Consider the following 25,943-nt stretch of genomic DNA (forward strand, 5'->3'; position numbering starts at 1 on the left):
CTGCGGACACTTATATACAAAGGAGGGAAATCATGCAGGATATGGAGCAGATTTATGAGAAATATATGCCGCAGGTATACAAGTATCTGTTCAGTCTCTGCCATGATACTCATCTGACCGAGGAGCTGACTCAGGAGACTTTTTTTCAGGCAATGAAGTCGATTGACAGTTTCCGGGGGGACTGCAAACTTTACGTATGGCTGTGCCAGATCGCCAGGAATCTGTGGTGCAGAGAATTAAGGAAAAAGTCAAAAGAAAAGCGGTCTGAGTTGACGGAAGAAATTCCGGATGCAGGACCGGAGCCGGAACGGTCTGCCATAGAGAAAATTGAGGTTCTTGAGCTGTATAAGCTGCTGCATGCACTGGAGGAACCCTTGAGGGAAGTCATGTATCTTCGGCTGACGGGCAACTTCAGTTTTAAAGAAATTGGAGAGATTCTGGATAAGGATGAGAATTGGGCGAGAGTGACATTTTATCGTGGTAAACAGAGAATACGAAAGGAGAGCCGCCATGAAGTGTAAGGTGATTCAGGATTTGCTGCCGTTATATATTGATGGCCTGACGAGTGAGGAGAGCAATAAGGAAATAGAAAAACATCTGAAGACATGTAAAGAGTGCAGCGAATGCTGCCAGGAGATGAAGGGAGAAATCGATGAGCCGGTGGTTATCAGCGATGAAGAGATCCATGATGTGGAGCTGCTGAAAAAGATAAAGAAGAGAAGGCGCCGAATCGGAATCGCGGGAGGGATCATCACTGCCGCTGCACTGATCATGGTTCTGACGCTGATGCAGCCAAGGACATACAGTAAGGCAAGGTATGAAGATGTTACGCTGACATATGGGACAAGAGGCGATGTCGCGTATCTGACGATGGAGACGAAGCCGGGATATGACATTGTGTTTACCGGAGCAAATTCGTATTTGAAAGTGTTATCCGTAGAGAAATCTTTGGGGATGGGAAAAGGCAGCATGGGATGGGAAGAAGAGATTGGGCCGGAAGATGATCCCTGCAGGTGGACGATCGAATTCTCAGATAAGATCGTTATGTTCGAAAATGGAGAGCTGGTTGAGGAAAAAGATAAGTAAAAAGAGAAAAACTCTGCTCTGTACAGAGTTTTTCTCTGGTTTTCTTTTATAGTCTCCGGAAAGCCTTCCCAAGTCTGTCCAGAAGCTTCTGATAATCGATTGGTTTTGATATATGGTCATTCATGCCGGCTGCCAGGGACTTGTTAATGTCCTCGGGAAAGGCATTGGCAGTCAGTGCGATGATCGGTATATCGGCCGCCTGCGGGTGGGCACTGCTTCGGATTCTGCGTGCCGCCGTGTAGCCGTCCATGACGGGCATCTGCAGGTCCATCAGGATTGCATGATAGGTTCCCGGTTCAGATGCGGTAAACATATGCAGCGCCTCAAGACCATTTTCGGCTGTGGATACGATCAGACCGGCCTGTGAAAGTATGGTCTGGGCGATCTCCATATTCAGTGGGTTATCCTCCACCAGCAGGACACTCCTGCCGGTCAGGATGGAGTCCGCCGGCACTGTGGCAGACTCTCCGGGAGGATCGGAATATTCCGGCTCTGCGAAGGAGAAGGCTTCCGGCTGAGCGATATTCAGATTTAAAGTAACGACAAAGCGGCTTCCGGCGCCCAGTTCGCTTTCGACCCGGATATCCCCCTGCATCGCAGAGACGATCCCCTGTGCGATGGACATTCCGAGACCGGTCCCCTGAATATGTTGAAGCTTTGCGTTTTCAGCGCGGGAAAAGGGTGCGAAAATATAGTTCAGAAATTCCCTGTCTATTCCAATTCCGTTATCCTCAACGGTAAAGACAAAACAACCTGCGGATTGTGACTGGCTGGAAACCTCCTGAACGGTAATGTTGATCCGTCCGCCCTCCGGGGTATATTTGACCGCATTGTCTCCGAGATTGATCAGAAGCTGACGGATACGGCTGCTGTCCCCGAGCAGACGGTCATGGATGACGTCCAGGATATCAAACGTAATGTGCTGCTTTTTGCTGACGGCGTCAGTGCGTATGATAGAATAAACTTCCTCAATCAGTTCAGTTAGGGAAAACGGTTCCTCCATCAGCTCAAGCTTCCCCTTTTCGATCTTGGACATATCCAGGATCTCATTGATCAGGTGCAGGAGGTGCCGGCTGGAAAACTGTATTTTATCCAGACACTCTTTTACTTTATCAGGATCATCCGCCTGTGAGGAGGCGATGGAAGTCATGCCGATGATGGCGTTCAATGGTGTACGGATGTCATGGGACATCTGAGCCAGAAAACTGCTTTTTGCTTCATTTGCCTGCTTGGCTGTTTCATATGCTGCCAGCAATGCTCTGCGGTTCTGCTCTTCCTGTTCTTTTTCTTCCTCCACGCTGTGTGCTGCCAGGATGATTTTGGTTGGAATGCCGCTGCGGCTCTCAGCCAGAATGATATGTACTCTCATCCAACCGAAATAACCGCCGTAGTTTCGCCTGAATTCCAGTGCATAGATGGTGTCGCCGGAACTGATTCTGCGTATGATTTCCGCTGCGGACAGAGAATGTGCAAATTGCTGCTGGTCATCCCTGTGGATGGCACGCCGGGTATAAACATCTTTTAAAAAAGTATAACTGTCTGATGAACCGATATATTCTTTCAGGTCCTCTGAAAGTGCGAATGACTGAAAGGTATCGTTTTCAAGATCAACATAAAAGACAGAGTGATAGAATGAGGAAAGCCCTTTGATGATATTCTGGTATTCAAAGTAGAGTTTCTTTCGGCGCTCCTCTTCCAGTTCCTCGAGTTTTTGTTCATTTATATTCATATTGGCAAATATGACCTTGGTCACCTGACCGTTGATCATTTCAGAAATGCTGAAACGCGAACGCACCCATTCAATGCCGTGGGAATAAACTCGTCTGAAATCAATATCATATACCGGCTGTTCCGGCGTGAGAACCTGCCGGAGAAACTCCGGGCTGCCGGCTCTACGCATTTTTTCCTGATCATCCGGGAAAACATGCTGCTGTATAAATTTCTCGTAATAGGAAGAGAGGCTGCCCATGGGAAATGCATTCTGCTCATGAATAGCCAGCTCCTGCCAGATCGGTTTTTCCGTATCGTTGACCAGATCGAAGATATAGATGGAATAGTAGCACTGACACAAATTTGAAAGTACATTTTCCCGCTGTTCGGCTTCCTGTCTGTCGTCGGCATTTCTGATAGTTAAAAGAATCCGTTCCTCCATATCCTGGAGAATACGGGAGGAATAATATCGGTAGTAATGAAGACCGCCGTTTTCAGCATACAGACGCAGGGTGCCTTCCTTATAACCACAGTTCTGATAGCTGGAGGGGCTTAATATACGATCAAATTCCTGCCGGTCTTCCAGCGGCAGCAAGGGCAGGAGCTGCCGGTAAAAATCATCGAATCTTCCGTATTGGGACAGCCGCAGAAGGCTGCCGGAATAGTGGATACAGTGGTATTCCGCTTTTTCCGTATTGATGTTGAGTGCCAGCTTATAGATCTGGGAAAATGCTGTCTGAGACGCCGCGTCGTCAATCCGCCGTTCGATTTCCCGGTCCTGTTCATCGAATGCTGCGATCACCCAGGGGTATTCGGGAGAATAATGTAAAGAAGGAACGATCAGGACCCGGCGCCAGTTTCCGGCACTGTTCCGATAGAGGGTTTCAAAGCGGGTTTCTCCCCGGCCAAGGTGCTGAAGAATATGGTCGGCATTGGTGAGTTCAAGCAGCAGTTCCCTGTACTCCGGTGCTGCTTCTGCATCCACGTAATTCTGAAAAAATGTGTGGAAATCCGAATAGTCTGCGGACAGCTGCAGAAATTTTTCCGGAAGTTTAATAACCTTGAAGCTCTGATCAGTGACATTGCACAGCAGGATACCGATATAATTCTCGCCCAGGGTCTGGATAACAGTATCGAATTCATGTTTCATCACAGTGGTGTCGGTAATATTCTGATGATACCCGCGCAGACAGACTCCACCTGTGTAGTTCCAATCGCGAATACCTCCGCAGCGGATATAAACACGACCATGCTGCGGGTGAAGCCATGGGTACTGCACTTCGGAACGTTCATTTGCACAAAGTTTTTGCACGGCGGACTGTACGAGCGGATAGTAGTCCGGATCGATTCTATCATACCAGTACTGATAGCATTCTTCGGGAGGGAGTTCTTCTTGAAGTCCCAATAATTCCTGCATTGCACCGTCTGCATACATCCGGGGTCTTTCGCTTTCCTCCAGTTCAATGACCCACAGGCCTGTCCGCCCTTCGTGCAGTACTTCCTGAATTTTTTTTATATCGTTAAAATAATCGGGCATACAACGGGAACTCCTTTCTCTTATGACCTTTCCATCATTTTATGTTATTCCAGGGATGGTTGCAAGTTTCTTCATGAAAAAGTTCATAAAAAAGATTCTGTAATTGAGAAATAAAAAAAACTGTGGTAGAATATTCACGTATTTGAAAGGGTCCATTGACGCTCCGAGCCGTTCGGGATGACGATGGGCTTACATTTTGCAGCAGGGGGAACGGTAGATGAGAGAATGGCAGCGGGGAGTGCGGGACGGACTTCCCATTTGTTTTGGATATTTTGCAGTATCTTTTGCGTTTGGCATACAGGCTCGCGCGGTCGGCATGACTGCGTTTCAGGCGGTGCTCATGTCGGTGACAAATCTTACATCAGCCGGACAGTTTGCGTCGCTTGATACAATCGCGGCATCCGCCACATATTTTGAGATGGCATTTTTGCAGCTGGTGATCAATATGAGGTATTTTCTGATGTCATGTTCACTGTCACAGAAATTATCGTCAGAGATGAATCCGATCCACAGGTTTTTCATGGCATACGGAGTGACGGATGAGATCTTTGGGGTGAGCGTGTGCAGGCCCGGGACCTTAAGCCCATGGTATTCCTACGGCCTGATGTCGGCAGCAGTTCCCGGATGGGGGCTTGGAACACTGGTCGGTGTTATCTGCGGAAATGTGCTCCCGGTTAGTATCATTAACGCCCTTGGCATCGCAATTTACGGTATGTTTCTGGCGGTCATCCTGCCGGCCGCGAAAAAGGACAGAGTAGTGGCGGGAGTCGTGGTCTGTGCGATGATACTGGGATGTGTTATGCGCTATACCCCCGGTCTTCGGGAAATCTCTTCCGGCATGCAGATCATCATGATCATACTGATCGTTGCAGGGGCGGCGGCATGGCTGTTCCCGCGAAAGGAGACGGAAAATGCAGGGTAATATCTATATTTACATACTGGTCATGGCGGCAGTGACATATGCAGTCCGTGCGCTGCCTCTGACATTGATACGCAAAAAAATCACAAACCGGTATATCCAGTCGTTTTTATACTATGTTCCCTATGCGACGCTGGCTGCGATGACATTTCCGGCCATTCTGTATGCGACCGGCGATATGGTCTCGGCTGCCTGTGGGTTTGCTGCAGCGCTGTTCCTGGCGTATAAGGGGAAAGGCCTGCTCCCGGTAGCGGCAGGAGCGTGTGCAGTAGTATTTGCTGTCCAGCTTGCTATGAGCATTTGAACCGATATATCAAAAAAAGCGGTTGACACTGAGACGGAAAGGAGCTATACTTGATAACAATCGAATTGCATTAAGAGGGAGTAGTTTAAATGCATTGTCAACAAACGCGGCTGCAGGATGCAGTCTGGTGATGCATGCCTTGATTGATGGGTTACAAGACTTTTAGTGTACTTATGGAATATGCGAAATTCCACAAGTACATTAAGAGTCTTTTTTATTGCATAAGAAACATCATTCCCTGTGCGGCAAAAGTGCTCCGCGGGATCGCACGGCAAGGCAGATCAAATGAATGGAGGAAAGAATTATGATGTGGTACCAGAAAAAAGGAGATCAGGTGCTGAAGGAGCTGGGGGTATCAGACGAAGGGCTGACTGCCGCGAAGGCGTCAGAAGTTCTGAAAGAAAAGGGCGAGAATGTCCTTTTGGAAGGCAGGAAAAAAAGTGCCGTCCAGGTGTTTTTTGAACAGTTTAAAGACCTGCTGGTAGTGATCCTGATCGCAGCAGCAATCATCTCCATGTTTTCGGGAAATGTCGAAAGCACGATCGTCATAGTAGCGGTCATCATACTCAATGCCATCCTGGGAACAGTGCAGCATGAAAAAGCGCAGAAATCACTGGAAAGCCTGAAGTCACTGTCTTCGCCGAGTGCGAAAGTCATCCGGGACGGGCAGAAGATCGAGATTGATTCCAGGGAAGTCGTACCCGGTGATCTTCTTCTGCTTGAAGCCGGAGATATGGTGGTGGCGGATGGGCGCATTCTGCACAATTATTCGCTGCAGGTTAACGAAAGTTCGCTGACCGGGGAATCAACCAATGTTGAGAAGTCGGAGGAGATCCTGAAAGGTGAGCTTCCCCTGGGTGACAGGGTTAATATGGTCTATTCAGGGAGTCTTGTCACGTACGGACGTGCGGAGGCGGTTGTGACAGAAACCGGAATGCAGACCGAAATGGGGAAAATCGCCAGTCTCATGAACGCTACGCAGGAGAAAAAGACACCGCTGCAGGTGAGCCTTGACAATTTCAGCAGCAAACTTGCCATTGTCATCATGATTATCTGTGGAGTGGTATTTGCACTGAGCCTTTACCGGAGGATGCCCATCCTGGATTCCCTGATGTTCGCGGTAGCGCTCGCGGTAGCTGCGATTCCGGAGGCTTTAAGTTCTATCGTCACGATCGTACAGGCGATGGGAACACAGAAGATGGCAAGGGAAAACGCAGTCATTAAAGAGCTGAAAGCGGTGGAAAGCCTGGGATGCGTGTCTGTCATCTGCTCAGACAAGACAGGTACCCTGACGCAGAATAAGATGACTGTTCAGAAGATTTTTATCGACGGTCAGATTCTGAACCCGGAACAACTGGATCTGCACAATCAGCTGCACCGTTATATCCTGTACAATGCCATCCTGACGAATGACTCCGCCATCGTTGACGGCAAGGGAATCGGGGATCCAACAGAGTTTGCACTGCTTGAGATGGCCAGAAAGACGAGTGTGGATGATGAGATCATGCGGGAGATGATGAAGCGAATGGAAGAGATCCCGTTTGATTCTGAGCGAAAGCTGATGAGTACCAAGTATGCGCTTCACGGAGTTCCGACTGTCCTGACGAAGGGGGCTGTCGACGTACTTCTGCCGAGGACAACACATATCAGAACGACGGACGGTATTTTCGAGATGACGGATGCCGACCGCAGCAGGATCACAGAACAGAACATGGAATTCTCCTCACAGGGACTGCGTGTGCTGGCTTTCGGATACAAGGAGGTGGAAGAAGACCATGTGCTCAGCCTGGAATCAGAAAACGGCTACACGTTCCTGGGTCTGATTGCCATGGTAGACCCTCCGAGAACAGAGTCCATCCGTGCAGTTGCAGATGCGAAACGTGCGGGGATCCGGACGGTCATGATAACCGGAGACCACAAAGTGACAGCGGCGGCCATTGCCAGACAAATTGGAATCTTTGAACAAGGTGACCTGGCCGTTACCGGAACGGAACTGGATGCAATGACGGAAGAAGAGCTGGACCGTGATATTCAAAAAATATCGGTGTATGCCAGGGTATCCCCGGAGAATAAGATACGGATTGTGGATGCATGGCAGCGCAGAGGCAATATCGTTTCGATGACGGGAGACGGTGTGAACGATGCTCCCGCCCTGAAGAAGGCGGATATCGGTGTGGCTATGGGAATCACCGGTACTGAGGTCTCAAAAGACGCGGCATCTATGGTGCTGACGGACGATAATTTTGCGACGATCATCAAAGCAGTTGCAAACGGCAGAAATGTATACCGCAACATCAAAAATGCGATAAAATTTCTGCTCTCCGGGAATATGGCAGGCATTCTGTCTGTGCTGTACACATCCATTATGGGATTACCGGTACCGTTTGCACCGGTTCACCTGCTGTTCATTAACCTGCTGACGGATTCCATGCCGGCGATTGCAATCGGAATGGAGCCCGCGGAAAAAAATCTGCTGTCACAAAAGCCGAGGGATCCGAAGACTGGAATACTGACGAAAGACTTTATGCTGTCTCTTCTGGTTCAGGGCGGATTGATCGCGGTCTGTACAATGGCGGCTTTTACCGTAGGTTTAAGAGGCGGAGATGCCGCGGTAGCCAGTACAATGGCATTCTGTACACTGACGCTGGCCCGGCTGTTCCACGGTTTTAACTGCAGGAGTGACCAGTCGATATTTAAGATCGGATTCAGGAGGAACTGGTACAGTCTCGGGGCATTCGCTGCAGGAGTTGCCCTGCTGAGCCTGGTTATGTTCGTGCCATTTCTGAAGAGAATATTCTCTGTTGCGACACTGACAGGACATCAGATTGGCATTGTATATCTGCTGGCGGTCGTTCCGACGGTATTGATTCAGCTTGTCAAGATTATAAAAGGTGCGGTGAACCTCTGATTTAAAATTCTGATGCGGATATGAAAAAAATCAGTTATAATCATGGTAGCGACACATGATAACAGATTCATTAGAAAGGACCATGGCTATGAAACAGAGTGTTTTTGGAAAAACAACATCGGGGGAAACCGTCACCCGGTATGAAATCTGTAATAAGAATGGCATGACCATACAGCTCATCGACTACGGAGCGATACTGGTTTCTGTTCTGATTCCGGATGGTAACGGAAATATGAAAGATGTAGTACTCGGATATGACAGCGTAAAGGAATATGAGGAAAATCCACCTCATTTCGGAGCGGTGATCGGACGCGGCGCAAACCGTATTGAGCACGGAATCTTTCGGCTGAATGGCACCGTGTATCAGCTGGGGAAAAATAACAACGGAAATAATCTTCACAGCGGTCCGGATCTGTACGAACACCGTATGTGGCAGGTGACCGGGAGCGCCGGGCAGTATGTGACATTTACACTGCAGAGTCCGGCGATGGATCAGGGGTTTCCGGGAAATCTGGAAATTTCCGTGACATATGAACTTACCGATGAGAATGAGGTGATTCTGCATTACACCGGCATTGCAGATGATGATACGGTTGTCAATATGACAAACCATTCGTACTTTAACCTGAGCGGTCATGACGACCCATCCATTATGGACCATATGGTATGGATCAATGCAGAGCGTTTTACACCGGTGAAGGATGAGAAAGCGATTCCAAACGGAATCATCCAGCCGGTAAAAGGAACGCCGATGGATTTTACGGAGACAAAAGAGATCGCGGCCAATATGGACATAGAGTTTGAACAGCTGAAATTCACGGGCGGTTATGACCACAATTATGTGCTGAACCAATATGACAAAAAAGTCCGTCCCGCCGCAAAGGTGAGCAGCCCGAAGAGCGGGATATCCATGGAGGTCCTGACTGACACGCCGGGCATTCAGTTTTACATCGGCAACTTTATCAAAGGGCCTGCAGGCAAAGGTCAGATACCGTATCATCCGAGGCAGGGGCTCTGTCTGGAGACTCAGTATTTTCCGAATTCGGTGAATGAGCCCGCGTTCGAAAGTCCGGTTTTGAAAAAGGGGCAGAATTACGATTCGACGACAATTTACAGATTCAGATTCTAATTCTCAACATATAAAAAGGTACCGGCTGCCCGAAAAGACAGCCGGTACATTTTCATATGATTTCTATCTGGCACATCTTCATGGCATTTAATGCATTCTCATGACTTTCAGGCGTCACGCCGGCACAGCAGGAAGCGTCCACGAGGATGTGAGCCTCCGGCAGGAATGTTTTCACCAGCAGAGCGTTTGAGATCACGCAGATGTCGGTGCAAAGACCGACCAGTTCAATGTCCGTATAATCCTGATACTTTCCGCACGATAAGTCTGCGGCGAATGCGGAGGAGCCAAAGGTTATTTTCTCGTAGATGGTATGAGGATAGCCGGAGATGAGACTGGCGATACCGCTGTGCAGCTTCCAGCCCGGTGTGTCTTTGATACAATGCCTGACAGGGAGATTTCTGCCTTCCAGAGTATCCAGGTAATCATCGGCGTGCGTGTCCATCGTCAGAACGATGGCGGCATTTTCTGCCTGGCAGCGTTCGATCTTTTTCTGAACGGCGGGTACGACCGCTTCTGCCTCGGAAGTTCCGAGAGAACCGTTGATAAAATCATTTTGCATATCGACAACGATCAGTAGTTTTTTCATAGAATTCTTCACTCCTTCTTGTTCTGATACTTCATTCTAACAGATAATCGTTTTAAAGAAAACTTAAGAAATTTCGGTATGATTTCTTAAGTGCGCCATATTATCCTGAAAGAGAAGAATAACACGATGATATTACAAAATTGTAAGATTAATGTCAGGTAAATCGATGGCTGGCAATACAGAGAGATGTTAGACTTTAGATATCACACGAAGAGAAAGATACGGACAGGAGGGAATCCGATGAAGATACTGATTACGACAGACTGGTATGCACCGGCAGTGAACGGAGTTGTGACTTCCGTTTTAAATCTGAAGAAGGAGATGGAAGAGAGAGGGCATGAGGTACGGGTACTGACGCTGGCAGAAGACGGAAAGCAGCGCAGGGACGGCAGCGTATATTATCTGAGATCATTTGGGATTGGAAAGATATATCCTGATGCGAGAGCATCCATATCATCGAGGAATTCGTATTTAAAGGAACTGATTCAGTGGAAACCGGATATCATTCATTCACAGTGTGAGTTCACGACATTTTTATGCGCCCTGAAGATTTCCAGAAACTGCAGGTGCCCGATTGTTCACACCTATCATACGGTGTATGAAGATTACACGCATTATTTTTCACCGTCAGTGACGGTGGGCAGAAAGGTAGTTTCCGTATGGAGCAGGCGGCTGCTATCGAAGGTGGACGCGGTAGTGGCGCCGACCGAAAAAGTGCGCAGCCTGTTGAAGACGTATGGAGTGGAAGCGCCGGTCTCGGTTGTTCCGACGGGGATTGACATCAGGAAATATCAGGCGGTGCCGGATGAAACGCGGCGGGAACAGCTGAAAAAACAGCTTGGGATACCCAAAGAGAACAAGGTGATCGTGAGTGTCGGACGGCTTGCACGTGAAAAAAACATTACGGAAATCCTGCAGTACATCAAACACACAGGCCGCAGTGATGTGACGTATCTTATCGTGGGCGACGGACCCTGCCGCGCGGAACTGGAGCAGGAGTCGGCACGCCTCGGGTTGCAGGGGCAGGTGGTATTCGCTGGTATGGTGAAACCTCAGGAGGTGGGCGATTATTACCGGCTGGGCGACGTTTTTGTCAGTGCCTCCAACAGTGAGACACAGGGTCTTACGTATATTGAGGCGCTTGCCAATGCACTTCCCGCACTCTGCAGAAAAGATGAATGCCTGGCGCAGGTGATAGAAAATGGCTGCAATGGGTATCAGTATCAGAATTATGAAGAATTTCAGAAATATCTTGGGCGTCTTCTGGATGATGACGAGTATCGAAAAGAAATGGCTTTCTGTGCGGCGGAGTCCGCCAGGCGTTATTCGGCAGAAAACTTTGGTGAGAGCATGGAACGGATTTACAGGAGTATCGCAGGACGGCCGGCAGCAGGGCTGGGCGGGGAATTATACCGTGTGGCGATGTGCAGAGCTTTGAGAGGAGGAGGAAGATGTACAAAATCAATATGATGTCAAAGGCGGATGCGGCAAAAGGACACGGCGTACTGTCCGCACACGATGAACAGGTAGCTCTGGTAAGGGATATGCTGGGAGACAGCTTTGAGGTTATGGAAAATGCGAGAGGGACAAGCGATATTACGCATTATCATTCTATCAATCCGGAATTTCTGGCGGGAGTTCCCTTTCATAAGAAGAAAGGGACAACCGTGGGATACGTTCATTTTCTTCCTGAGACCGTGGAAAACAGTATCCGCCTTCCGGGACTTGCCAGAAAACTGTTCTATTGGTATATGATCGCGTTTTATAAGCGGATGGACCACCTGGTGACGGTCAACCCGTATTTTATCGATGCACTGCAAAAGTATGGCGTGCCGAGGGAAAAGATTACTTATATACCGAATGTAGTGTCGGAGGAGAGATTTTGTCCGCTGCCGATGCAGCGGCGAAGAAAGGTGCGTAAAGAATATGGACTGGAGGAAGAAAAGTTCACGGTCTTGAGTGTTGGACAGCTCCAGAAACGAAAAGGCGTCATGGACTTCATCCGCATTGCGCAGAGTATGCCGGAAATCCAGTTTGTCTGGGCAGGAGGCTTTTCATTCGGAAAAATTTCAGACGGGTATGATGAGATCAGGCAGGCGTTGAAAGATTTGCCTGATAACGTCCGTTTTCTCGGTATGGTGGAGAGGGAGCGCATGAACGATATTTACAATATGGCAGACGTTATGTTCCTGGCTTCCTATGAGGAACTGTTTCCGATGACGATTCTGGAGGCTATGAACTGCGGTCTTCCGATCGTGGTGAGAGATCTGGAAATTTATCAGCCGATTCTGTTTGATTATGTGTTAAAAGGAAATACTGACAGAGAGTTTAAAATTTTGTTAAAACGTCTGAGCATGGAGACGGGCTTTTACATGGAGGCTGCTCACCAGTCGTTTGCCGGGCACAAATTCTACAGCAGAGAGCATGTGGCACAGTTGTGGAGGCAGTATTATCTGAGCCTTGTTGCCGGGAAGACGGAGAAAAAAGCGGCGGAAAACTGAAGGCGGACGAGGAGGAAAACGATGGAAAAAAAATATACGGCATTCTGCATGAACACAGTTACGGTCCTGGGACTGGCCGGGACCGCTGCATTTATCATATACGGCATGAACAGGCAGATTTTCACATCCAGGGAGTCACTGCAGATGTTTCTGGATGGATTTGGAATCTTTGCGCCGGTGATATTTACGGCAATACAGATCGTTCAGGTGGTAGTGCCGATTCTTCCGGGAGCGATCGGATGCCTGGGAGGTGTACTCATTTTTGGTCCTTTCTGGGGTTTTGTCTATAATTATACGGGGATCTGCATCGGCTCCATCATTGTCTTCCTGCTGTCGAAACGATATGGGAAACCGATAGTCATGACGGTCTTTAAAGAAAAAACGTATGATAAATACATCGGGTGGCTTGAAAAAGGAAAGAAGTTCGATAAGGCATTTGCGGCAGCTATCTTCTTCCCGGTGGCCCCGGATGATCTGCTCTGTTATCTGGCGGGGCTGACAGAGATGAGACTTGGCAAATTTGTCCTCATCATACTTTTGGGAAAGCCGCTCTCCATCTTTTTATACAGCCTTGGACTGACTGGAATCATGCAGGGGATATCGATGCTCTGCGCCGCATAATGCTCAGTGCGCCTGACGGTATTCGCTGGGAGACACTCCGAGTTTCTTGCGAAAATAATAGGAAAAATAAGCGTCATTTTGAAACCCGGTACTGACTGCTATCTGGCGGATCGTGAGACCGGTGTCCGACAACAGGATCTTAGCTGCATTCATGCGGGTGTTCAGGATGTATTCTTTGGGGGAGATTCCGGTCTCCTCCTTGAATTTTGTGGAAAAATAACTGGGATTCAGGCAGGCGATGTCGGCCAGCCCGGTCAGTGTCAGGGGTTCCTGATAGTGGATCTGAATATAATTCATGATTTCACTGATAATGGACTCCCTGGCATTTTTTTTCATTTTCGTCCGCATCAGGATATCGGACAGTATCATGTGAATATAGCTGGAGGTCAGTTCCTCGCACAGGGGAGCCTGATCCCGAAAACCACTCAGAATCTCTCGAAGCAGGTCATAGGTACGTGTCAGATTAATGGGGACATAGACATGCCCGTATCGGCAGATTTCTGTCACCAGTTCGTCGGAGGAGCAGCCGTCAAATCCGATCCAGTACATTTCCGTAAGTTCATTGGATGCATAGATATGGTATTTCCGAGTGTCGACAACTGCAATTTCATTTTCCGTGATCGTGTAGTCTTTGGAGCCGACGATCAGGGACAGGCTGCCTTTTACAACGTAGAGTATGAGAAAACGAATCTCTGTCGGGGCGCTGCGCGAAATGAGATAGTGCCTGTTTAAAAAATAATGCCCGCATCTGTCCAGGAAAAAGAGATTTTTTCTGGCAAATGCTGATGGAAAATTAATATAAAGATCCGATGGGTCCAGGATTCCGGCTTCTCCGATAGGTTTCATGGTATCGCCTCCAGTTTAAGTATGGTCTTTTACGGTATCGCGTTCCACCAGTTTTGGGGTAAACGTATAATTCGCGTCAAATGTAGGATCATGTATCAATTTCACAAGATTTTCTGCCGTTTTCAGCCCGATATCCACGCTCGGATGCACGACGGTGGTAAGCCCCATCCCCTGCCTCGCCAGCGGGGAGTCATCGTATCCGACAACCGATAAGTCATCCGGAACCCGGATGCCGTGATCTGTCAGAAAGGCCAGCAGTGCTGAAGCCATAAGGTCGTTATAGCAGTAGACGGCCGAGTGGTTTTCCAGGCATGCCAGGACCCTCTCCTCCTGAACATCAAGAAACATGGAAGGAGAAGTTTCGTTGGTATACCAGAGTACATCGGTCTCCCGGGGAATAATCTGATATTCCTGCAGTGCACGCAGATAACCCTGATAACGGTAAATTCCCTGAAGATCATCGAGTTTTCCTATATGCATAATATCACGGTGTCCGTGTTCAAGCAAATGTTTTGTGGCAAGATACCCGCCCTCCCTGTCGTCCAATGCGATGCGCGGCAGACTGATGTCGCTGTAATTACAGTCGATCAATACGATAGGAAAGGTCTCCTTCAGCTGCCGGTATAATTCCGGCTGGATCCTCGGCAGAGTCGATCTGCTGGGCTCCAGGATGATTCCCGCAAAGTCCTTGTCCAGCAGTGAAGAGAGAACATAATGTTCAGTCTCCGCACTGTTGTTAGTGCCCAGGAGGTTCATAAGGAATCCGGACCTGGCGAGAGCATCATAGATAGCGCTGATTTTCTGAGGAAAGATATAGGAATCCAGGTACGTTGTGATGACTGCGATATTCTGTGAGGAGACGGGAGCTGCACGGAGCTTCGGCGGATGTGCCACATAAGTCCCGCTTCCCTGGATCGTTGTCAGTATACCCCTGGAAACCAGATGTTCTATGGCCTTCCGCACAGTCTGGCGGCTGACATGAAGCGTCTGCGAGAGCTGAAGCTCCGGGGGAATATTATCTCCTTGTTTTAAATTGTTTTCGGCAATATTGGATAAGATCCATTCCGATACCTGTAAATATTTTGCCATCACACACCTCTGTTCTTATTTATATACGTTTGTTTTCACCTTATTATACAATTGGTATGTAAAAAAATCAATAAGCGTACAAAATAAATACAAATTAAATGCGGCGTAAAATTTATAAATACAAAAAATCGGACCATAAATCAAATAATAACTAAAAAATACAAAATAATATACAAAAATATAAAATTGGGCTTATATAACATATACAAAAAAAGAAAAAAACAGATAAAAACGTTGACAATAATATACAAATAAAATACAATTAAAAACAAGAAAAAATAGACAGATAAATTAAATCAAACAATAAAGAGTACAAATTAAAAAAACATACAAATTTTATTCACTGACAGGGGGAAACAAAGATGAGAACGAAAGCGGAGCGGACTCTCGATGTGATTACAAGAAAAGATACCTCTTATCTGCCAAGTCAGATAGCCTTTGCGACAGGAACGGGAAAACAGAAGGTCGTGGATGCCATGGGATGAATTTGATGAATATCTTGATAATCATTACCATATGACGTGTCAGATGGACGATGTCGTTTGCTGGTACTGCGGAGATGTGGAGAAAACCAGACTGGCGGAGAAACACGGATGTGCCAGAATCGACTGGGGGACGAACCGTGTCTGGGACCGGTGGGAGATGGAATTTGATGTCTATGCACCGAGCGGATTTTTCAATTATGGACATCCCCTGGCGGATCTGGACAAAGAGATGCTGGATAAGTGGAATCCTCCGAGTCTTGACGATATGGACAATCTGTTCGGGTTTGCGATGGAAGAAAAAGAACAGTACGGTGAGGAGTATCTCGTATTTGTAAATGGATACTGCGGAATATTTGAACGAGCTTTTAATCTGGTGGGATTTGAGGATTTTATGGCGCTGCTCGTGACGGAACCGGACCTTGCCTGTGCTCTGATGGAAAAAATCACAGATTACAAGGTTGAGATCGCCAGGGAGTGTATCAGGCGCGGATTTCCGATGGCACACCACGGAGATGATCTGGGTACGCAGATCACGACGTTTTTGTCTGTTCCCATGTTCCAAAAGCTGATCAAACCACACCTGAAACGGTTGTTTGCTGTTTACAAGGACGCAGGACTTCCGATCCAGATGCATACCTGCGGTAATGTAACAGACTACATACCGGATCTGATTGATATCGGACTGGATGTGCTGGAGCCGGTACAGGCATGTATGGATTTTCAATTTCTGCAGAGAGAATACGGAAAGGATCTCTGTTTCTACGGTGGGATTGATACACAGCAGCTGCTGACGTTCGAAAAGCCGGAGAAAGTGTATGACGAGACGCTTCGTGTTATTGATACCCTGGGGAAGGACGGCGGGCTGATCATTGCACCGTCTCAGGAACTGATGCCGAACGTACCGGTTGAGAATATTATTGCGATGTTGAACGCAATCAACTGTGCCAAAGGCAGAGACTAAGAACCTGTTCATTATTTAATGAAGATAAAACAAAAACAGGAGAGAAAGGAGATTTGAAAATGAAGAAGATGTTGGCGGTTTTAATGGCGGGGGTTATGGCAGTTGGATTGATGGCATGTACGACACAGCAGAGTGCGCCGGCGGGTGACAGCAGCTCCGGAGGTTCTGACAGCAGTGCAGAAGAACCGGAGGCTGATGCAAAAGCGGATGATGCCTCGAAGGAATCCGATGATACCGGAGGCTCCAAAGGTACAATCGTATTCAGTACGAAGACGATCACCAATAACGAGTTTCAGCGGGTTATGGCGGAAGAGGCACAGAAGGTTGTAGAGGCGGCGGGCTATAATTTTGAACTGATCCTTTCCGGGGATGAACTTGCGGTTGCCAAACAGGTGGAAAACATTGAAAATGCGATTAATAAAAATGTCGATGGCCTGATCGTGGCGCCGATGGACGGAAGTGCGGTGATTCCGGCGCTGGAAAAGGCAAAAACTGCGGGAATTCCTGTTATTATCGCAGATGCGGCGATCGATGAGGGACATGAGGACCTGTATGCGACATACGTCGGTTCCGACAACTATAAGATCGGACAGGAAGCGGCGAAACAGATGATCGATAAGATCGGTGAAGGTGAAGTTGTGATGGTGCGGGGTGCATCCGGTGCAATGGGTGGAGAGCTTCGTGCGCAGGGATTCACGGATGGTCTGGAAGGAAGCCCGGTAAAACTGGTCAATGAGCAGAGTGGCGAGTGGCAGAGTGATGTGGCGATGCAGGTGACGGAAAACATGCTGACAGCAAACCCGGATACCAAAGGAATCTTTCTGTGTTCGGACGGTATGCTCTCGGGTGTGATCAGCGCATACCAGAACAAAGGCAAAACAGGGGATGATGTCTGTGTGATTTCTGTAGACGGCAATATCTCTGCTCTTGATGCAATTGAAGCCGGAACATGCTACGGCGTTGTAGCGCAGTATCCGGGCGTGATCGGTCAGAAATCTGCGGAAACACTGCTTGGAATATTGAGCAAAGAGACGGATCCGGATACCCTTGAGAAATTTATTGACTCCGGTTACTTCTTTATGAATCCTGATAATATTGAAGAATCCAGAGAGATTGCTTATTAATGCATTGATACCAGGATTGGATGTATCATATTTCGGGCCATAGTTTCTATGGCTCGAACGCTTTCAAAGGCATTGACATCAGAAAAGTCAGGAGGCTACCCGTGAAGAAAATAAGGTTTAAGAAAAAGTATATGTTTATTCTGGCTGTGCTGGCGGCGTTTATGATTGCAGGAAGCTTTATTCCAAACTATTTTACCTTCAATAATATCATGAATGTGACGCGGCAGAGCTCAACTATCGCAATCTGTGCACTGGCAATGACGCTGGTTTTAATCATCAAGGGGATAGACCTGGGTACGGGAGGAGTTATGGCATTCTGTGCTATGATCAGTGGAATGCTGATGCTATCGGGCCTTCCTATTCTGCCGGCGATACTGATCGGAATGGCAGTCGGACTGGTCATCGGTGTACTGAACGGGCTGTTGGTTTCGAAGATCAATATTCCGGCGTTTATTGCCACCTATGTGACAGGACAGATCACTCTCGGAATGGCACTGGTGATCGGACAGGGACGTTCCATCAGCGGTATGCCGGCCTCTTATCAGGCGATCGGAAACACACTGTTTATCGGGATACCGGTCAATACCTGGATCATGCTTGTGTTTCTGGTTATCACAACCGTAATCCTCAGACGTACCAGAATGGGAAAACATATCTATGCGCTGGGCGGCAATGAGACGACACTGAAAATGGAAGGCGTCAACGTGGACAAGGTCAAGGTTTTTGCGTTCGCGCTCTGCGGTCTGTATGCGGCGCTTGCGGGTATCCTGCTGAGCGCTCAGATGAACACCGTACATCCTACGCAGGGATCTACTTATCAGCTGGACGCGGTTGCCGCATCTGTGATCGGCGGTGTCAGCATGCTGGGCGGTGAGGGGAAAGCCTGGATGTCGGTGCTGGGAGCGCTGATCATCGGTTTCCTCAGAAACGCGCTGGATATGCTGGGAATCCATCCGTATTTTCAGAACCTGGCAATCGGTGCGGCGATCATCATCGTAGTGGGGATCAGTGTCTATAACCGCAACAGGGAACTCGAAGCGGCGAAAGTATTTTAAACAGGAGGTGACATCATATGACCGATACAGTTCGTGGTGCAGACGCTGCACCTGAGAAAAAGAAAATCATCAGAGAATTTGTGAAACACAGAGGGAATGTGATCATCTTTTTGTTCATCTGGCTGGCCGGCATGATCTTTGTAAAGAATTTTGCAAATCTGGACAACAACCTGAACATCGTGACACAATCAGCGATTCCGGCGATCTCCTGCCTCGGTATGACGTTTGTACTGATGACGGGCGGCATCGACCTTTCGGTCGGATATACCCTGGGATTCTGCAGCTATATGTTCGGGATGTTTGCGATCAGGATGGAGCTTCCCCTCATTGCGGCTCTTATACTGACGCTGATCATTGGGGGGATCTGCGGGCTGGTGAATGGGCTGCTGGTTCAGATCGTAAAGATCCCGGCGTTTATCGTGACACTCGGAACGGGATATATTATTTTTGGCATTGCACAGATCGTCAGCAACGGCAGTGCGATCACAAACCTGCCGGAGCATGTACTGGCCATCGCCAGGGCGAAATTTCTGGGAATATCCAGTATGGTTTACATCGCAGCAGCAGTCGTACTGATCTGCTGGTTTGTATTACATAAGTCTACCTACGGACGTACGCTGATGTCGGTTGGGCTGAATATCAAAGCGAGCCGTTTAAGCGGAGTCAGGGCAGGATATGTGACAGTGATGGCTTATGTCACTTGCGGGGTCTGTTCGGCACTCGCGGCGGTACTGATGGCGACCAGGGTGAACAACTGTGTTCCGACACTTGGAGGAACGGAATTCACTTTCCAGGTGATAACGGCGGCGATTCTGGGGGGAGCAAGTCTGTTCGGAGGAGTGGGAAGCGCGTGGGGGTCCGTACTCGGCGTGATGACCATCTATATCATAGAAAACTGCCTGGGTCTGCTGGGAGTCAATTACTATATGTATACGGCGATCCTGAGTATTATCATCCTTGCGGCAATTGTTTTTGAAAACCTGAAGAACCGGATTCTGCAGTAGGGAGACTGAGCCGCAGCAAGTGCGGCATAGGAGGAAAGGTTGAAAGTGAACTTTCACCCATCCCTGATTTGAGCCGCAGCAAGTACGGCATAGGAGGAAATATGGGAAAAACAATTTTGAAGATGGAAGGCATTACGAAATATATCTTCGATGAATATGGAAAAGCAATCCGGAATACATCGGTTAAAATTCTGGAGGATGTAAACTTCGATCTGCAGGAAGGCGAGGTACATGTGATCGTCGGAGAAAATGGCGCCGGGAAGTCGACACTGATGAAGGTGCTCGGGGGCATCATTCCGCCGGATGAGGGCACCGTCACGCTGAATGATGAAACGTATGAAGTGAAGGGACCGAAGGAGGCACGGGAGAAAGGGGTCGCGTTTATTCATCAGGAGCTGAACCTCTGTCTCAATTTGGATATCGCGCATAACATTTTCCTGGGGAGAGAACCCGTAAAAAATGGTTTCGTTGATCATCAGACGATTTATCAGAAGAGCAGGGAGTACCTGGATTTCTTTGGCTACGAAGACATCGACCCGAGGACCATGATCCGGGATCTGTCGACGGCGCGTCAGCAGGTGGTTGAGATCGTCAAGGCGATGTCTTATAAATCGAAGATCATCATCATGGATGAGCCGACAGCCAGTCTGACACAGAAAGAGATCGACCATCTGTTTAAACTGATCAGGCAGATGAAGAGAGACGGAATCAGCATCATCTATATCTCACATCGCTTTGATGAGCTGAGGGAAATCGGGAACCGCATCACGGTGCTGCGTGACGGCAAGTCTATCACGACGCTCTCCATGGATGACTTTGACTATGACAGCATTGTAAAACTTATGGTCGGAAGAACAATTGGAAATATGTTTGACTGTACTCATCAGGTGACGGACCAGGAAGTCCTGAGGCTTGAAGGCGTAAAAATTTCTCCAAATACCAAACCGGTGGATCTGGTCGTGAACCGCGGGGAGATCGTAGGTCTTGGCGGCCTGGTAGGATCGGGAAGAAGTGAACTGGCGAGGAGTGTATTTGGGGACCGTCCGGTATTCGGCGGCCGTGTCATCTATAAGGGCAGAGACTATACGAATGCTTCGCCGTCCAGATCAATTGCGATGGGGATGGCATATCTGTCGGAGGACCGGAAGATCGACGGACTGATCGTTGATAAGAATATTAAGGAAAATATCACGCTGGCATCGCTGCCGCGGCTTTTCAAAAATCATGTTATCAATGTGAAGAAAGAAAAAGAGATTGCAGCTGCCGGGATTAAAGAACTGAATGTCATCTGCCGCAGCATGGATCAGCTTGTGAGCACATTGAGCGGCGGCAATCAGCAGAAAGTGCTGTTTTCCAAGTGGCTGACCAGCAAACCGGATCTCCTGATGCTGGATGAACCGACCAGGGGAATCGATGTCAATGCGAAAGCGGAGATCTATCAGATCATCGATAATATCGCCAGACAGGGTGTGGCAATCCTGATGATCTCATCGGAGCTGCCGGAGCTGATCGGAATGAGTGACCGGATCTATGTTATGAGAAAGGGAAGCGTTACCCTTGAGATCACGCAGAAAGAAATGATGACGCAGGAGAGAATCCTGGCAAATACACTGGGATAAAAAAGAAGGAGATGACATCATGCTCAGAGTTGGAGTGATAGGCACCGGCGGAATCGGCCGGGCGCATGTGGAGAGGATAGCGACCTGCATCCCGGATGCAAAGGTGGTTGCCGTCAACGATATTTCAGAAGAGTCAGCGCTTGCGGTGGCCGGGCAGTACGGGATACGCTGCGAGAAGGACCCGCATGCGCTGATCGGTGCGGAAGATGTGGACGCCGTCATTGTGACGACATGGGACAGGACACACGAGGAATTTGTGGTGTCCGCGATCAGGGAAGGGAAACATGTGTTTTGTGAAAAACCGCTGTCAAATACCTCTCAGGGATGCAGAAATATCATGGATGCGGAAATTGCCGGCGGCAAAAGGCTGCTGATGGTCGGCTTCATGAGAAGGTATGACAAAGGGTACCGGCAGATGAAAGCGGCGATTGAAGCACAAAAACTCGGAGAACCGCTGCTGGTCCATGCGCAGCACCGCAATGCGGCGCCGACCGGCGAAAAACATACGACAGAAATGTCGGTAAATGGTGCGCTGGTACATGAATTTGACATTACGAGATGGCTGGTGAACGATGAGTACGAGACTGCGCAGCTGATCTGTCCGAAGAGTACAAAAAATGCGGATGAGGATCTGATCGATCCGCAGATGGTGATTTTAAGGACAAAGTCCGGAATTCATATCGATCTGGAAATTTATATGAACTGCCGGTACGGGTATGATATTCAGTGTGAAGTGGTCGGTGAGGAGGGAACTGTCCGTCTGCCGGATCCGGCGAACGCCATTTTCCGAAAGGACGGCGGACGTACCTATGAGATTTATTCCGGCTGGGCGAAACGCTTCGAGGAAGCGTACGAGACGGAGATGAAAGAATGGGTAAAGTGTGTGCTGAAGGATGACCTGAGCGAATGCCCGACGGCGTGGGATGGTTACGTCACAGCGGTTGTCGCGGAGGCGTGTACAAAGGCACGGCTGACAGAGGGCACTGTCAGGATTGATTTGATTGAAAAACCGGAATTCTATAACTGATCAGTTGTGGTAACCGGCATTCGAAAATACATAAGTTAAGGGGAGAACAGGCTATGAAAGCTGCAGTTTTTAAGGGTAATGGAATCTTGTCCGTGGAGGAGGTACAGACCCCGAAGATCAGATATCCGGATGAGGTTCTGGTGAGAGTGAAGGCGGCAAGCATCTGCGGAAGTGACCTGCATATTTTGAGTGTGCCTCCCGGACAGCGGGGCGATCCGGGCACAATCATGGGACATGAGTTCGTGGCGGAAATTGTGAAAACGGGTGAGGCTGTCACACAGTTTCCGGTGGGGATGCGCGTCGTGATCGAACCTAATATCCGCTGTGGCATCTGTCCGGAATGCAGGAGCGGGAGGGAGAATCTCTGCAGGAACGCCCAGAATATGGGGCAGTGGAGGGACGGCGGATTTGCCGAATACTGTGTCGTCCCGCAGGGTCAGCTGCACGCGGTGCCAAAAGGAATACCGGACCGGGTGGCGGCACTCGCCGAGCCGCTTGCCTGCGTGATGAACGGCATGATGCGCGCAAATCCGATGCCGCATGAAAAGGTGATGGTGTTCGGCGCCGGTGCGATCGGACTGATCTTTATCAAACTGCTGAAGTGTTTTGGGGTCATGAATGTTGCAGTCTGTGAGATGGATCAAAACCGACAGAGAGAGGCGATAAAGTGCGGAGCAGATCATGTGCTGAACCCCGCTGAAGTGTCCGTAAGTGACTGGATGACGGAACACTGGGGGGAGTACTGTGATCTGGCGGTGGATGCGGTGGGAGCCGGTGCAGTGCTGGAACAGGCAGTGGATATCATGAAATGCGGCGGGAGAATTCTTGTCTTTGGGCAGAATATGACACAGAGATCCACGATCCGGCCTGGCGATATCAATCAGAAAGAACTGACGGTCTATGCGACTCTGAGTACAAAAAACAGTTTTCCGCCGGCGCTTGAGCTGATGAAGCATCCGGCGCTGAAACTGGAAGATATTATCTCGCATGAGATCTGTCTTACGGATATAGAAAAAGGGATCGGCATGATGAGGAGAAAAGAGGCGACGAAAATCATTGTCTATCCGGAATAAAGGAGTGAAAAATGAAGCTTAGATATGGACTGGTCGGTGGAGGGAACGGAGGATTTATCGGCGGGGTACACAGAAGGGCGGCAGACTTTGATTTTGCCTGCGAACTGAGTGCCGGATGTTTTTCCAGGAAACAGGAAGCCAATCTGCAGACGGGCACCCTGTGGGGGGTGACGCCGGAACGGACGTATTCATCTTTCCAGGAGATGGCGGAGGTAGAAGGAAATCGAGAGGACGGTGTGGATTTTATATCCATCGCGACGCCGAATTTCATCCATTACGAGATTGCGAAGACATTTCTGGAACATGGCATTCATGTGATCTGTGATAAACCTGTGGCACTGGACAGCGTACAGGCGGAGGAACTCTGCAGTCTGGCGGAAGAACGGGGACTGCTGTTCGGTGTCTGCTATACGTATGCAAACTATGCCATTCTGCAGGAGGCAAGGAGAATGATCAGGGTGGGTATGCTGGGAGAACTCTTCAGTATTGTTGCAGAATATCCCCAGGACTGGATCCTGACGCCGGATGACACGGATGTGATGAGTGACTGGCTGATGGACCCGGAAAAAACAGGGAAAGCGGGATGTACGGCACATATTGGCACACACCTGGAATATCTGATGCGGTATGTGACGGGCGCGAAGCCGCGCAGGATACTGGCACGCTTTCAGACGTATCCGAGAAATCTTCCGCTGGAGACGGAGTCACAGGTGATGATCGACTATGAAAATCAGATCCAGGGGCTGATGTGGGCATCGATCGCGGCGGCAGGGAACGACTGCGGAATCGCACTGCGGGTGTTTGGCAGCAGAGGGTCTCTGGAGTGGAGCCATTTGAATCCGAGCCGTTTGATTTACCACCCTCTGAACCAGCCGTCGCAGACGTTAGTCTGCGGAAGGAATTATCTGGGAGAAGAGGCGGGAAGACTTGCCAGGCTTCCGGCAGGACATCCGGAGGGATTTTACGAGGCGTTTGCAAATATTTTCCGAAACTTCTGCGGAGATTTGAAGTTGTTAAAAGAAGGCAGAAGACCGGAGAAACTGCATTTTCCGACGATCGAAGACGGATTGCTCAGCATGAGGTTTATCGAGGCATGTGTTAAGAGCAATGAAAACAATAACGCGTGGGTAGACTTTGAACGGTAAGAGGAGGAAAAGGGGTGTGCAATGAAACTGAAATTTGGAATAATCGGCGGCGGGAACGGAGCCTTTATCGGTGACGTGCACCGCCACGGCGCCGAGTTTGATGATCTGGCCGAATTGAAGGCTGGCTGCTTCACCAGAAACGAGAGTGAAAACAGAAAATGCGGGCAAAAATGGGGCGTCAGCCGGGACAGGATTTATCCGGATTACCTGACGATGGCGGAGGAAGAGAGCAGACGGGAAGACCGGATTGATTTCGTCACGATTGCGACGCCGAACAATACACATTATGCGATTGCAAAATGTTTTCTGGAACATGGATTCCATGTGATGTGCGACAAGCCGCTTGCGATGAGTTCGCAGGAGGGACAGGAATTAAAGCGTCTGGCGCGGGAAAAGAATCTTCAGTTTGGCGTGACGTTCACCTATGGGTATTATACGATCATCGAACAGGCGAGACAGATGATAGCAAATGGTGAGATCGGTGGTGTGAAACTGATCATGGCGGAGTATCCGCAGGACTGGCTGGCTGTGGCGCTCGCCGGCGAAGATTCCGACCAGGCGATGTGGCGGACGGATCCGAAAATCTCCGGCATCTCGGGCGCCACAGCGGACATCGGTTCACATCTGGAATATGCGGTGTATAAAATGACCGGGCTGAAGATTCAAAAAGTGCTTGCACGGCTGAACAAGATACCGGAGACGATGCAGATCGACAATGACTCGCAGATTATGCTGGAGTATGAAAACGGTGTAAAAGGATTTTTCTGGACGTCGCAGATAGCAATCGGGCGTGAGTGTGCAGTGCTGATAAGGATTTACGGAGATAAAGGATCAATCGAATGGAATCATGATATGCCCTCCACACTACGGGTGACGAAGCTGGATGAACCGCCGCAGCTGTACACGACACAGAGGAGCTTTCTGTATGACTCGGCGCAGGCACAATCCAGAATCTGCGCGGGCGTGATCGAAGGTTATTATGAGGCGTTTGCAAATATGTACCGCGGGTACTGCCAGACGCTGATCGCCAGATATATGGGGGAAGAGGCGGACCCCCGATACACGTTTGCCGATGTGGAGGATGGAGCGGAGGGACTTCGGTTTGTTGAGGCATGTGTGGAAAGCGATAAAAAGGGAAATATCTGGGTAGAAATCAACCGTCCGGAGATGACTCCGGAATAATATCGGACCCACCCAAATAAAAATATAAGCAA

The 25,943-nt window shown here is 49.0% G+C and carries 23 protein-coding genes; 19 read left to right on the plus strand and 4 right to left on the minus strand.

Annotated elements, in window-relative coordinates; all coding sequences use genetic code 11:
* The first annotated feature begins 32 nt into the window (after nt 1-32).
* Nucleotides 33-521 (plus strand): RNA polymerase sigma factor, encoded by a 489-nt coding sequence (locus NQ502_RS15970; protein ID WP_028527395.1) that lies wholly within the window; start codon nt 33-35, stop codon nt 519-521.
* Nucleotides 511-1,086: a zf-HC2 domain-containing protein gene (locus NQ502_RS15975; RefSeq protein ID WP_028527394.1), complete on the plus strand. Its 576-nt coding sequence runs from the start codon at nt 511-513 to the stop codon at nt 1,084-1,086. Before NQ502_RS15970 ends, NQ502_RS15975 begins: the two co-directional genes overlap by 11 nt.
* 46 nt (nt 1,087-1,132) lie before the next feature.
* Here NQ502_RS15975 and NQ502_RS15980 read toward each other — a convergent pair whose 3' ends face one another.
* Nucleotides 1,133-4,333: an ATP-binding protein gene (locus NQ502_RS15980; RefSeq protein ID WP_044982936.1), complete on the minus strand. Its 3,201-nt coding sequence runs from the start codon at nt 4,331-4,333 to the stop codon at nt 1,133-1,135.
* A gap of 217 nt (nt 4,334-4,550) precedes the next feature.
* Here NQ502_RS15980 and NQ502_RS15985 point away from each other — a divergent pair, with 217 nt between their 5' ends.
* The 4 genes from NQ502_RS15985 to NQ502_RS16000 all read left to right on the plus strand — a co-directional run bounded on the left by NQ502_RS15985 (nt 4,551) and on the right by NQ502_RS16000 (nt 9,593).
* Nucleotides 4,551-5,255, plus strand: a complete 705-nt coding sequence (locus NQ502_RS15985) for an AzlC family ABC transporter permease (RefSeq protein WP_028527393.1) — start codon at nt 4,551-4,553, stop codon at nt 5,253-5,255.
* The gene (locus NQ502_RS15990; protein ID WP_028527392.1) at nt 5,245-5,556 is read left to right on the plus strand and encodes an AzlD domain-containing protein; all 312 of its coding nucleotides are present in this window, start codon (nt 5,245-5,247) and stop codon (nt 5,554-5,556) included. Before NQ502_RS15985 ends, NQ502_RS15990 begins: the two co-directional genes overlap by 11 nt.
* 304 nt (nt 5,557-5,860) lie before the next feature.
* The gene (locus NQ502_RS15995) at nt 5,861-8,464 is read left to right on the plus strand and encodes a cation-translocating P-type ATPase (RefSeq protein ID WP_407691146.1); all 2,604 of its coding nucleotides are present in this window, start codon (nt 5,861-5,863) and stop codon (nt 8,462-8,464) included.
* An 88-nt stretch (nt 8,465-8,552) separates the two neighbouring features.
* On the plus strand, nt 8,553-9,593 hold the full coding sequence (locus tag NQ502_RS16000; protein WP_341349384.1) for an aldose epimerase family protein: 1,041 nt from the start codon (nt 8,553-8,555) through the stop codon (nt 9,591-9,593).
* 52 nt (nt 9,594-9,645) lie between these two features.
* Here NQ502_RS16000 and NQ502_RS16005 read toward each other — a convergent pair whose 3' ends face one another.
* Nucleotides 9,646-10,179: a cysteine hydrolase family protein gene (locus NQ502_RS16005; protein WP_028527389.1), complete on the minus strand. Its 534-nt coding sequence runs from the start codon at nt 10,177-10,179 to the stop codon at nt 9,646-9,648.
* A 240-nt stretch (nt 10,180-10,419) separates the two neighbouring features.
* Between NQ502_RS16005 and NQ502_RS16010 the strand changes: the two genes are divergently transcribed.
* From NQ502_RS16010 to NQ502_RS16020, 3 genes are read left to right on the plus strand one after another with little or no spacing between them, the layout of a single operon-like run.
* Nucleotides 10,420-11,649 carry a glycosyltransferase family 4 protein gene (locus NQ502_RS16010; protein ID WP_083963124.1) on the plus strand — a complete coding sequence of 410 codons (1,230 nt, stop codon included), beginning with the start codon at nt 10,420-10,422 and terminating at the stop codon, nt 11,647-11,649.
* A complete protein-coding gene (locus NQ502_RS16015; RefSeq protein ID WP_028527388.1) occupies nt 11,631-12,680 on the plus strand; it encodes a glycosyltransferase family 4 protein in 1,050 nt (349 codons plus the stop codon). Before NQ502_RS16010 ends, NQ502_RS16015 begins: the two co-directional genes overlap by 19 nt.
* A gap of 21 nt (nt 12,681-12,701) precedes the next feature.
* A complete protein-coding gene (locus tag NQ502_RS16020; protein ID WP_028527387.1) occupies nt 12,702-13,301 on the plus strand; it encodes a TVP38/TMEM64 family protein in 600 nt (199 codons plus the stop codon).
* Nucleotides 13,302-13,304: 3 nt separating this feature from the next.
* Here NQ502_RS16020 and NQ502_RS16025 read toward each other — a convergent pair whose 3' ends face one another.
* On the minus strand, nt 13,305-14,147 hold the full coding sequence (locus tag NQ502_RS16025; protein WP_049898012.1) for an AraC family transcriptional regulator: 843 nt from the start codon (nt 14,145-14,147) through the stop codon (nt 13,305-13,307).
* 15 nt (nt 14,148-14,162) lie between these two features.
* Nucleotides 14,163-15,236, minus strand: a complete 1,074-nt coding sequence (locus NQ502_RS16030; RefSeq protein ID WP_028527386.1) for a GntR family transcriptional regulator — start codon at nt 15,234-15,236, stop codon at nt 14,163-14,165.
* Between the two features lie 362 nt (nt 15,237-15,598).
* Here NQ502_RS16030 and NQ502_RS16035 point away from each other — a divergent pair, with 362 nt between their 5' ends.
* The 10 genes from NQ502_RS16035 (at nt 15,599) to NQ502_RS16080 (ending at nt 25,911) form a co-directional block, all read left to right on the plus strand.
* Nucleotides 15,599-15,721: a hypothetical protein gene (locus NQ502_RS16035; RefSeq protein ID WP_260046570.1), complete on the plus strand. Its 123-nt coding sequence runs from the start codon at nt 15,599-15,601 to the stop codon at nt 15,719-15,721.
* Nucleotides 15,708-16,682, plus strand: coding sequence for a uroporphyrinogen decarboxylase family protein (locus NQ502_RS16040; protein ID WP_028527385.1), 975 nt, complete (start codon nt 15,708-15,710; stop codon nt 16,680-16,682). The genes NQ502_RS16035 and NQ502_RS16040 overlap by 14 nt, the downstream gene beginning before the upstream one ends.
* Nucleotides 16,683-16,741: 59 nt before the next feature.
* The gene (locus tag NQ502_RS16045; protein WP_028527384.1) at nt 16,742-17,806 is read left to right on the plus strand and encodes a sugar ABC transporter substrate-binding protein; all 1,065 of its coding nucleotides are present in this window, start codon (nt 16,742-16,744) and stop codon (nt 17,804-17,806) included.
* 101 nt (nt 17,807-17,907) lie between these two features.
* Nucleotides 17,908-18,861, plus strand: a complete 954-nt coding sequence (locus NQ502_RS16050; RefSeq protein ID WP_049898011.1) for an ABC transporter permease — start codon at nt 17,908-17,910, stop codon at nt 18,859-18,861.
* 17 nt (nt 18,862-18,878) lie between these two features.
* A complete protein-coding gene (locus tag NQ502_RS16055; protein WP_028527382.1) occupies nt 18,879-19,865 on the plus strand; it encodes an ABC transporter permease in 987 nt (328 codons plus the stop codon).
* A gap of 101 nt (nt 19,866-19,966) precedes the next feature.
* The gene (locus NQ502_RS16060; RefSeq protein ID WP_028527381.1) at nt 19,967-21,484 is read left to right on the plus strand and encodes a sugar ABC transporter ATP-binding protein; all 1,518 of its coding nucleotides are present in this window, start codon (nt 19,967-19,969) and stop codon (nt 21,482-21,484) included.
* Between the two features lie 19 nt (nt 21,485-21,503).
* A complete protein-coding gene (locus NQ502_RS16065) occupies nt 21,504-22,511 on the plus strand; it encodes a Gfo/Idh/MocA family oxidoreductase (RefSeq protein ID WP_207637649.1) in 1,008 nt (335 codons plus the stop codon).
* Nucleotides 22,512-22,564: 53 nt separating this feature from the next.
* The gene (locus NQ502_RS16070) at nt 22,565-23,584 is read left to right on the plus strand and encodes a zinc-dependent alcohol dehydrogenase (RefSeq protein ID WP_044982934.1); all 1,020 of its coding nucleotides are present in this window, start codon (nt 22,565-22,567) and stop codon (nt 23,582-23,584) included.
* 11 nt (nt 23,585-23,595) lie between these two features.
* Entirely contained in the window at nt 23,596-24,729 is a 1,134-nt protein-coding gene (locus NQ502_RS16075) for a Gfo/Idh/MocA family protein (protein ID WP_028527378.1), read from the plus strand.
* A gap of 21 nt (nt 24,730-24,750) precedes the next feature.
* On the plus strand, nt 24,751-25,911 hold the full coding sequence (locus tag NQ502_RS16080) for a Gfo/Idh/MocA family protein (RefSeq protein WP_028527377.1): 1,161 nt from the start codon (nt 24,751-24,753) through the stop codon (nt 25,909-25,911).
* The last annotated feature ends 32 nt before the right edge of the window (nt 25,912-25,943 follow it).

It is taken from the genome of Ruminococcus gauvreauii (assembly GCF_025151995.1).
GTDB classification, from domain to species: Bacteria; Bacillota; Clostridia; order Lachnospirales; family Lachnospiraceae; genus Ruminococcus_G; species Ruminococcus_G gauvreauii.

Bases quoted from the DNA above. Each gene is read 5' to 3' on its own strand.
- NQ502_RS15970 (WP_028527395.1), top strand. From the start codon at position 33: ATGCAGGATATGGAGCAGATTTATGAGAAATATATGCCGCAGGTATAC.
- NQ502_RS15975 (WP_028527394.1), top strand. From the start codon at position 511: ATGAAGTGTAAGGTGATTCAGGATTTGCTGCCGTTATATATTGATGGC.
- NQ502_RS15980 (WP_044982936.1), bottom strand. From the start codon at position 4,333: ATGCCCGATTATTTTAACGATATAAAAAAAATTCAGGAAGTACTGCAC.
- NQ502_RS15985 (WP_028527393.1), top strand. From the start codon at position 4,551: ATGAGAGAATGGCAGCGGGGAGTGCGGGACGGACTTCCCATTTGTTTT.
- NQ502_RS15990 (WP_028527392.1), top strand. From the start codon at position 5,245: ATGCAGGGTAATATCTATATTTACATACTGGTCATGGCGGCAGTGACA.
- NQ502_RS15995 (WP_407691146.1), top strand. From the start codon at position 5,861: ATGATGTGGTACCAGAAAAAAGGAGATCAGGTGCTGAAGGAGCTGGGG.
- NQ502_RS16000 (WP_341349384.1), top strand. From the start codon at position 8,553: ATGAAACAGAGTGTTTTTGGAAAAACAACATCGGGGGAAACCGTCACC.
- NQ502_RS16005 (WP_028527389.1), bottom strand. From the start codon at position 10,179: ATGAAAAAACTACTGATCGTTGTCGATATGCAAAATGATTTTATCAAC.
- NQ502_RS16010 (WP_083963124.1), top strand. From the start codon at position 10,420: ATGAAGATACTGATTACGACAGACTGGTATGCACCGGCAGTGAACGGA.
- NQ502_RS16015 (WP_028527388.1), top strand. From the start codon at position 11,631: ATGTACAAAATCAATATGATGTCAAAGGCGGATGCGGCAAAAGGACAC.
- NQ502_RS16020 (WP_028527387.1), top strand. From the start codon at position 12,702: ATGGAAAAAAAATATACGGCATTCTGCATGAACACAGTTACGGTCCTG.
- NQ502_RS16025 (WP_049898012.1), bottom strand. From the start codon at position 14,147: ATGAAACCTATCGGAGAAGCCGGAATCCTGGACCCATCGGATCTTTAT.
- NQ502_RS16030 (WP_028527386.1), bottom strand. From the start codon at position 15,236: ATGGCAAAATATTTACAGGTATCGGAATGGATCTTATCCAATATTGCC.
- NQ502_RS16035 (WP_260046570.1), top strand. From the start codon at position 15,599: ATGAGAACGAAAGCGGAGCGGACTCTCGATGTGATTACAAGAAAAGAT.
- NQ502_RS16040 (WP_028527385.1), top strand. From the start codon at position 15,708: ATGCCATGGGATGAATTTGATGAATATCTTGATAATCATTACCATATG.
- NQ502_RS16045 (WP_028527384.1), top strand. From the start codon at position 16,742: ATGAAGAAGATGTTGGCGGTTTTAATGGCGGGGGTTATGGCAGTTGGA.
- NQ502_RS16055 (WP_028527382.1), top strand. From the start codon at position 18,879: ATGACCGATACAGTTCGTGGTGCAGACGCTGCACCTGAGAAAAAGAAA.
- NQ502_RS16060 (WP_028527381.1), top strand. From the start codon at position 19,967: ATGGGAAAAACAATTTTGAAGATGGAAGGCATTACGAAATATATCTTC.
- NQ502_RS16065 (WP_207637649.1), top strand. From the start codon at position 21,504: ATGCTCAGAGTTGGAGTGATAGGCACCGGCGGAATCGGCCGGGCGCAT.
- NQ502_RS16070 (WP_044982934.1), top strand. From the start codon at position 22,565: ATGAAAGCTGCAGTTTTTAAGGGTAATGGAATCTTGTCCGTGGAGGAG.
- NQ502_RS16075 (WP_028527378.1), top strand. From the start codon at position 23,596: ATGAAGCTTAGATATGGACTGGTCGGTGGAGGGAACGGAGGATTTATC.
- NQ502_RS16080 (WP_028527377.1), top strand. From the start codon at position 24,751: ATGAAACTGAAATTTGGAATAATCGGCGGCGGGAACGGAGCCTTTATC.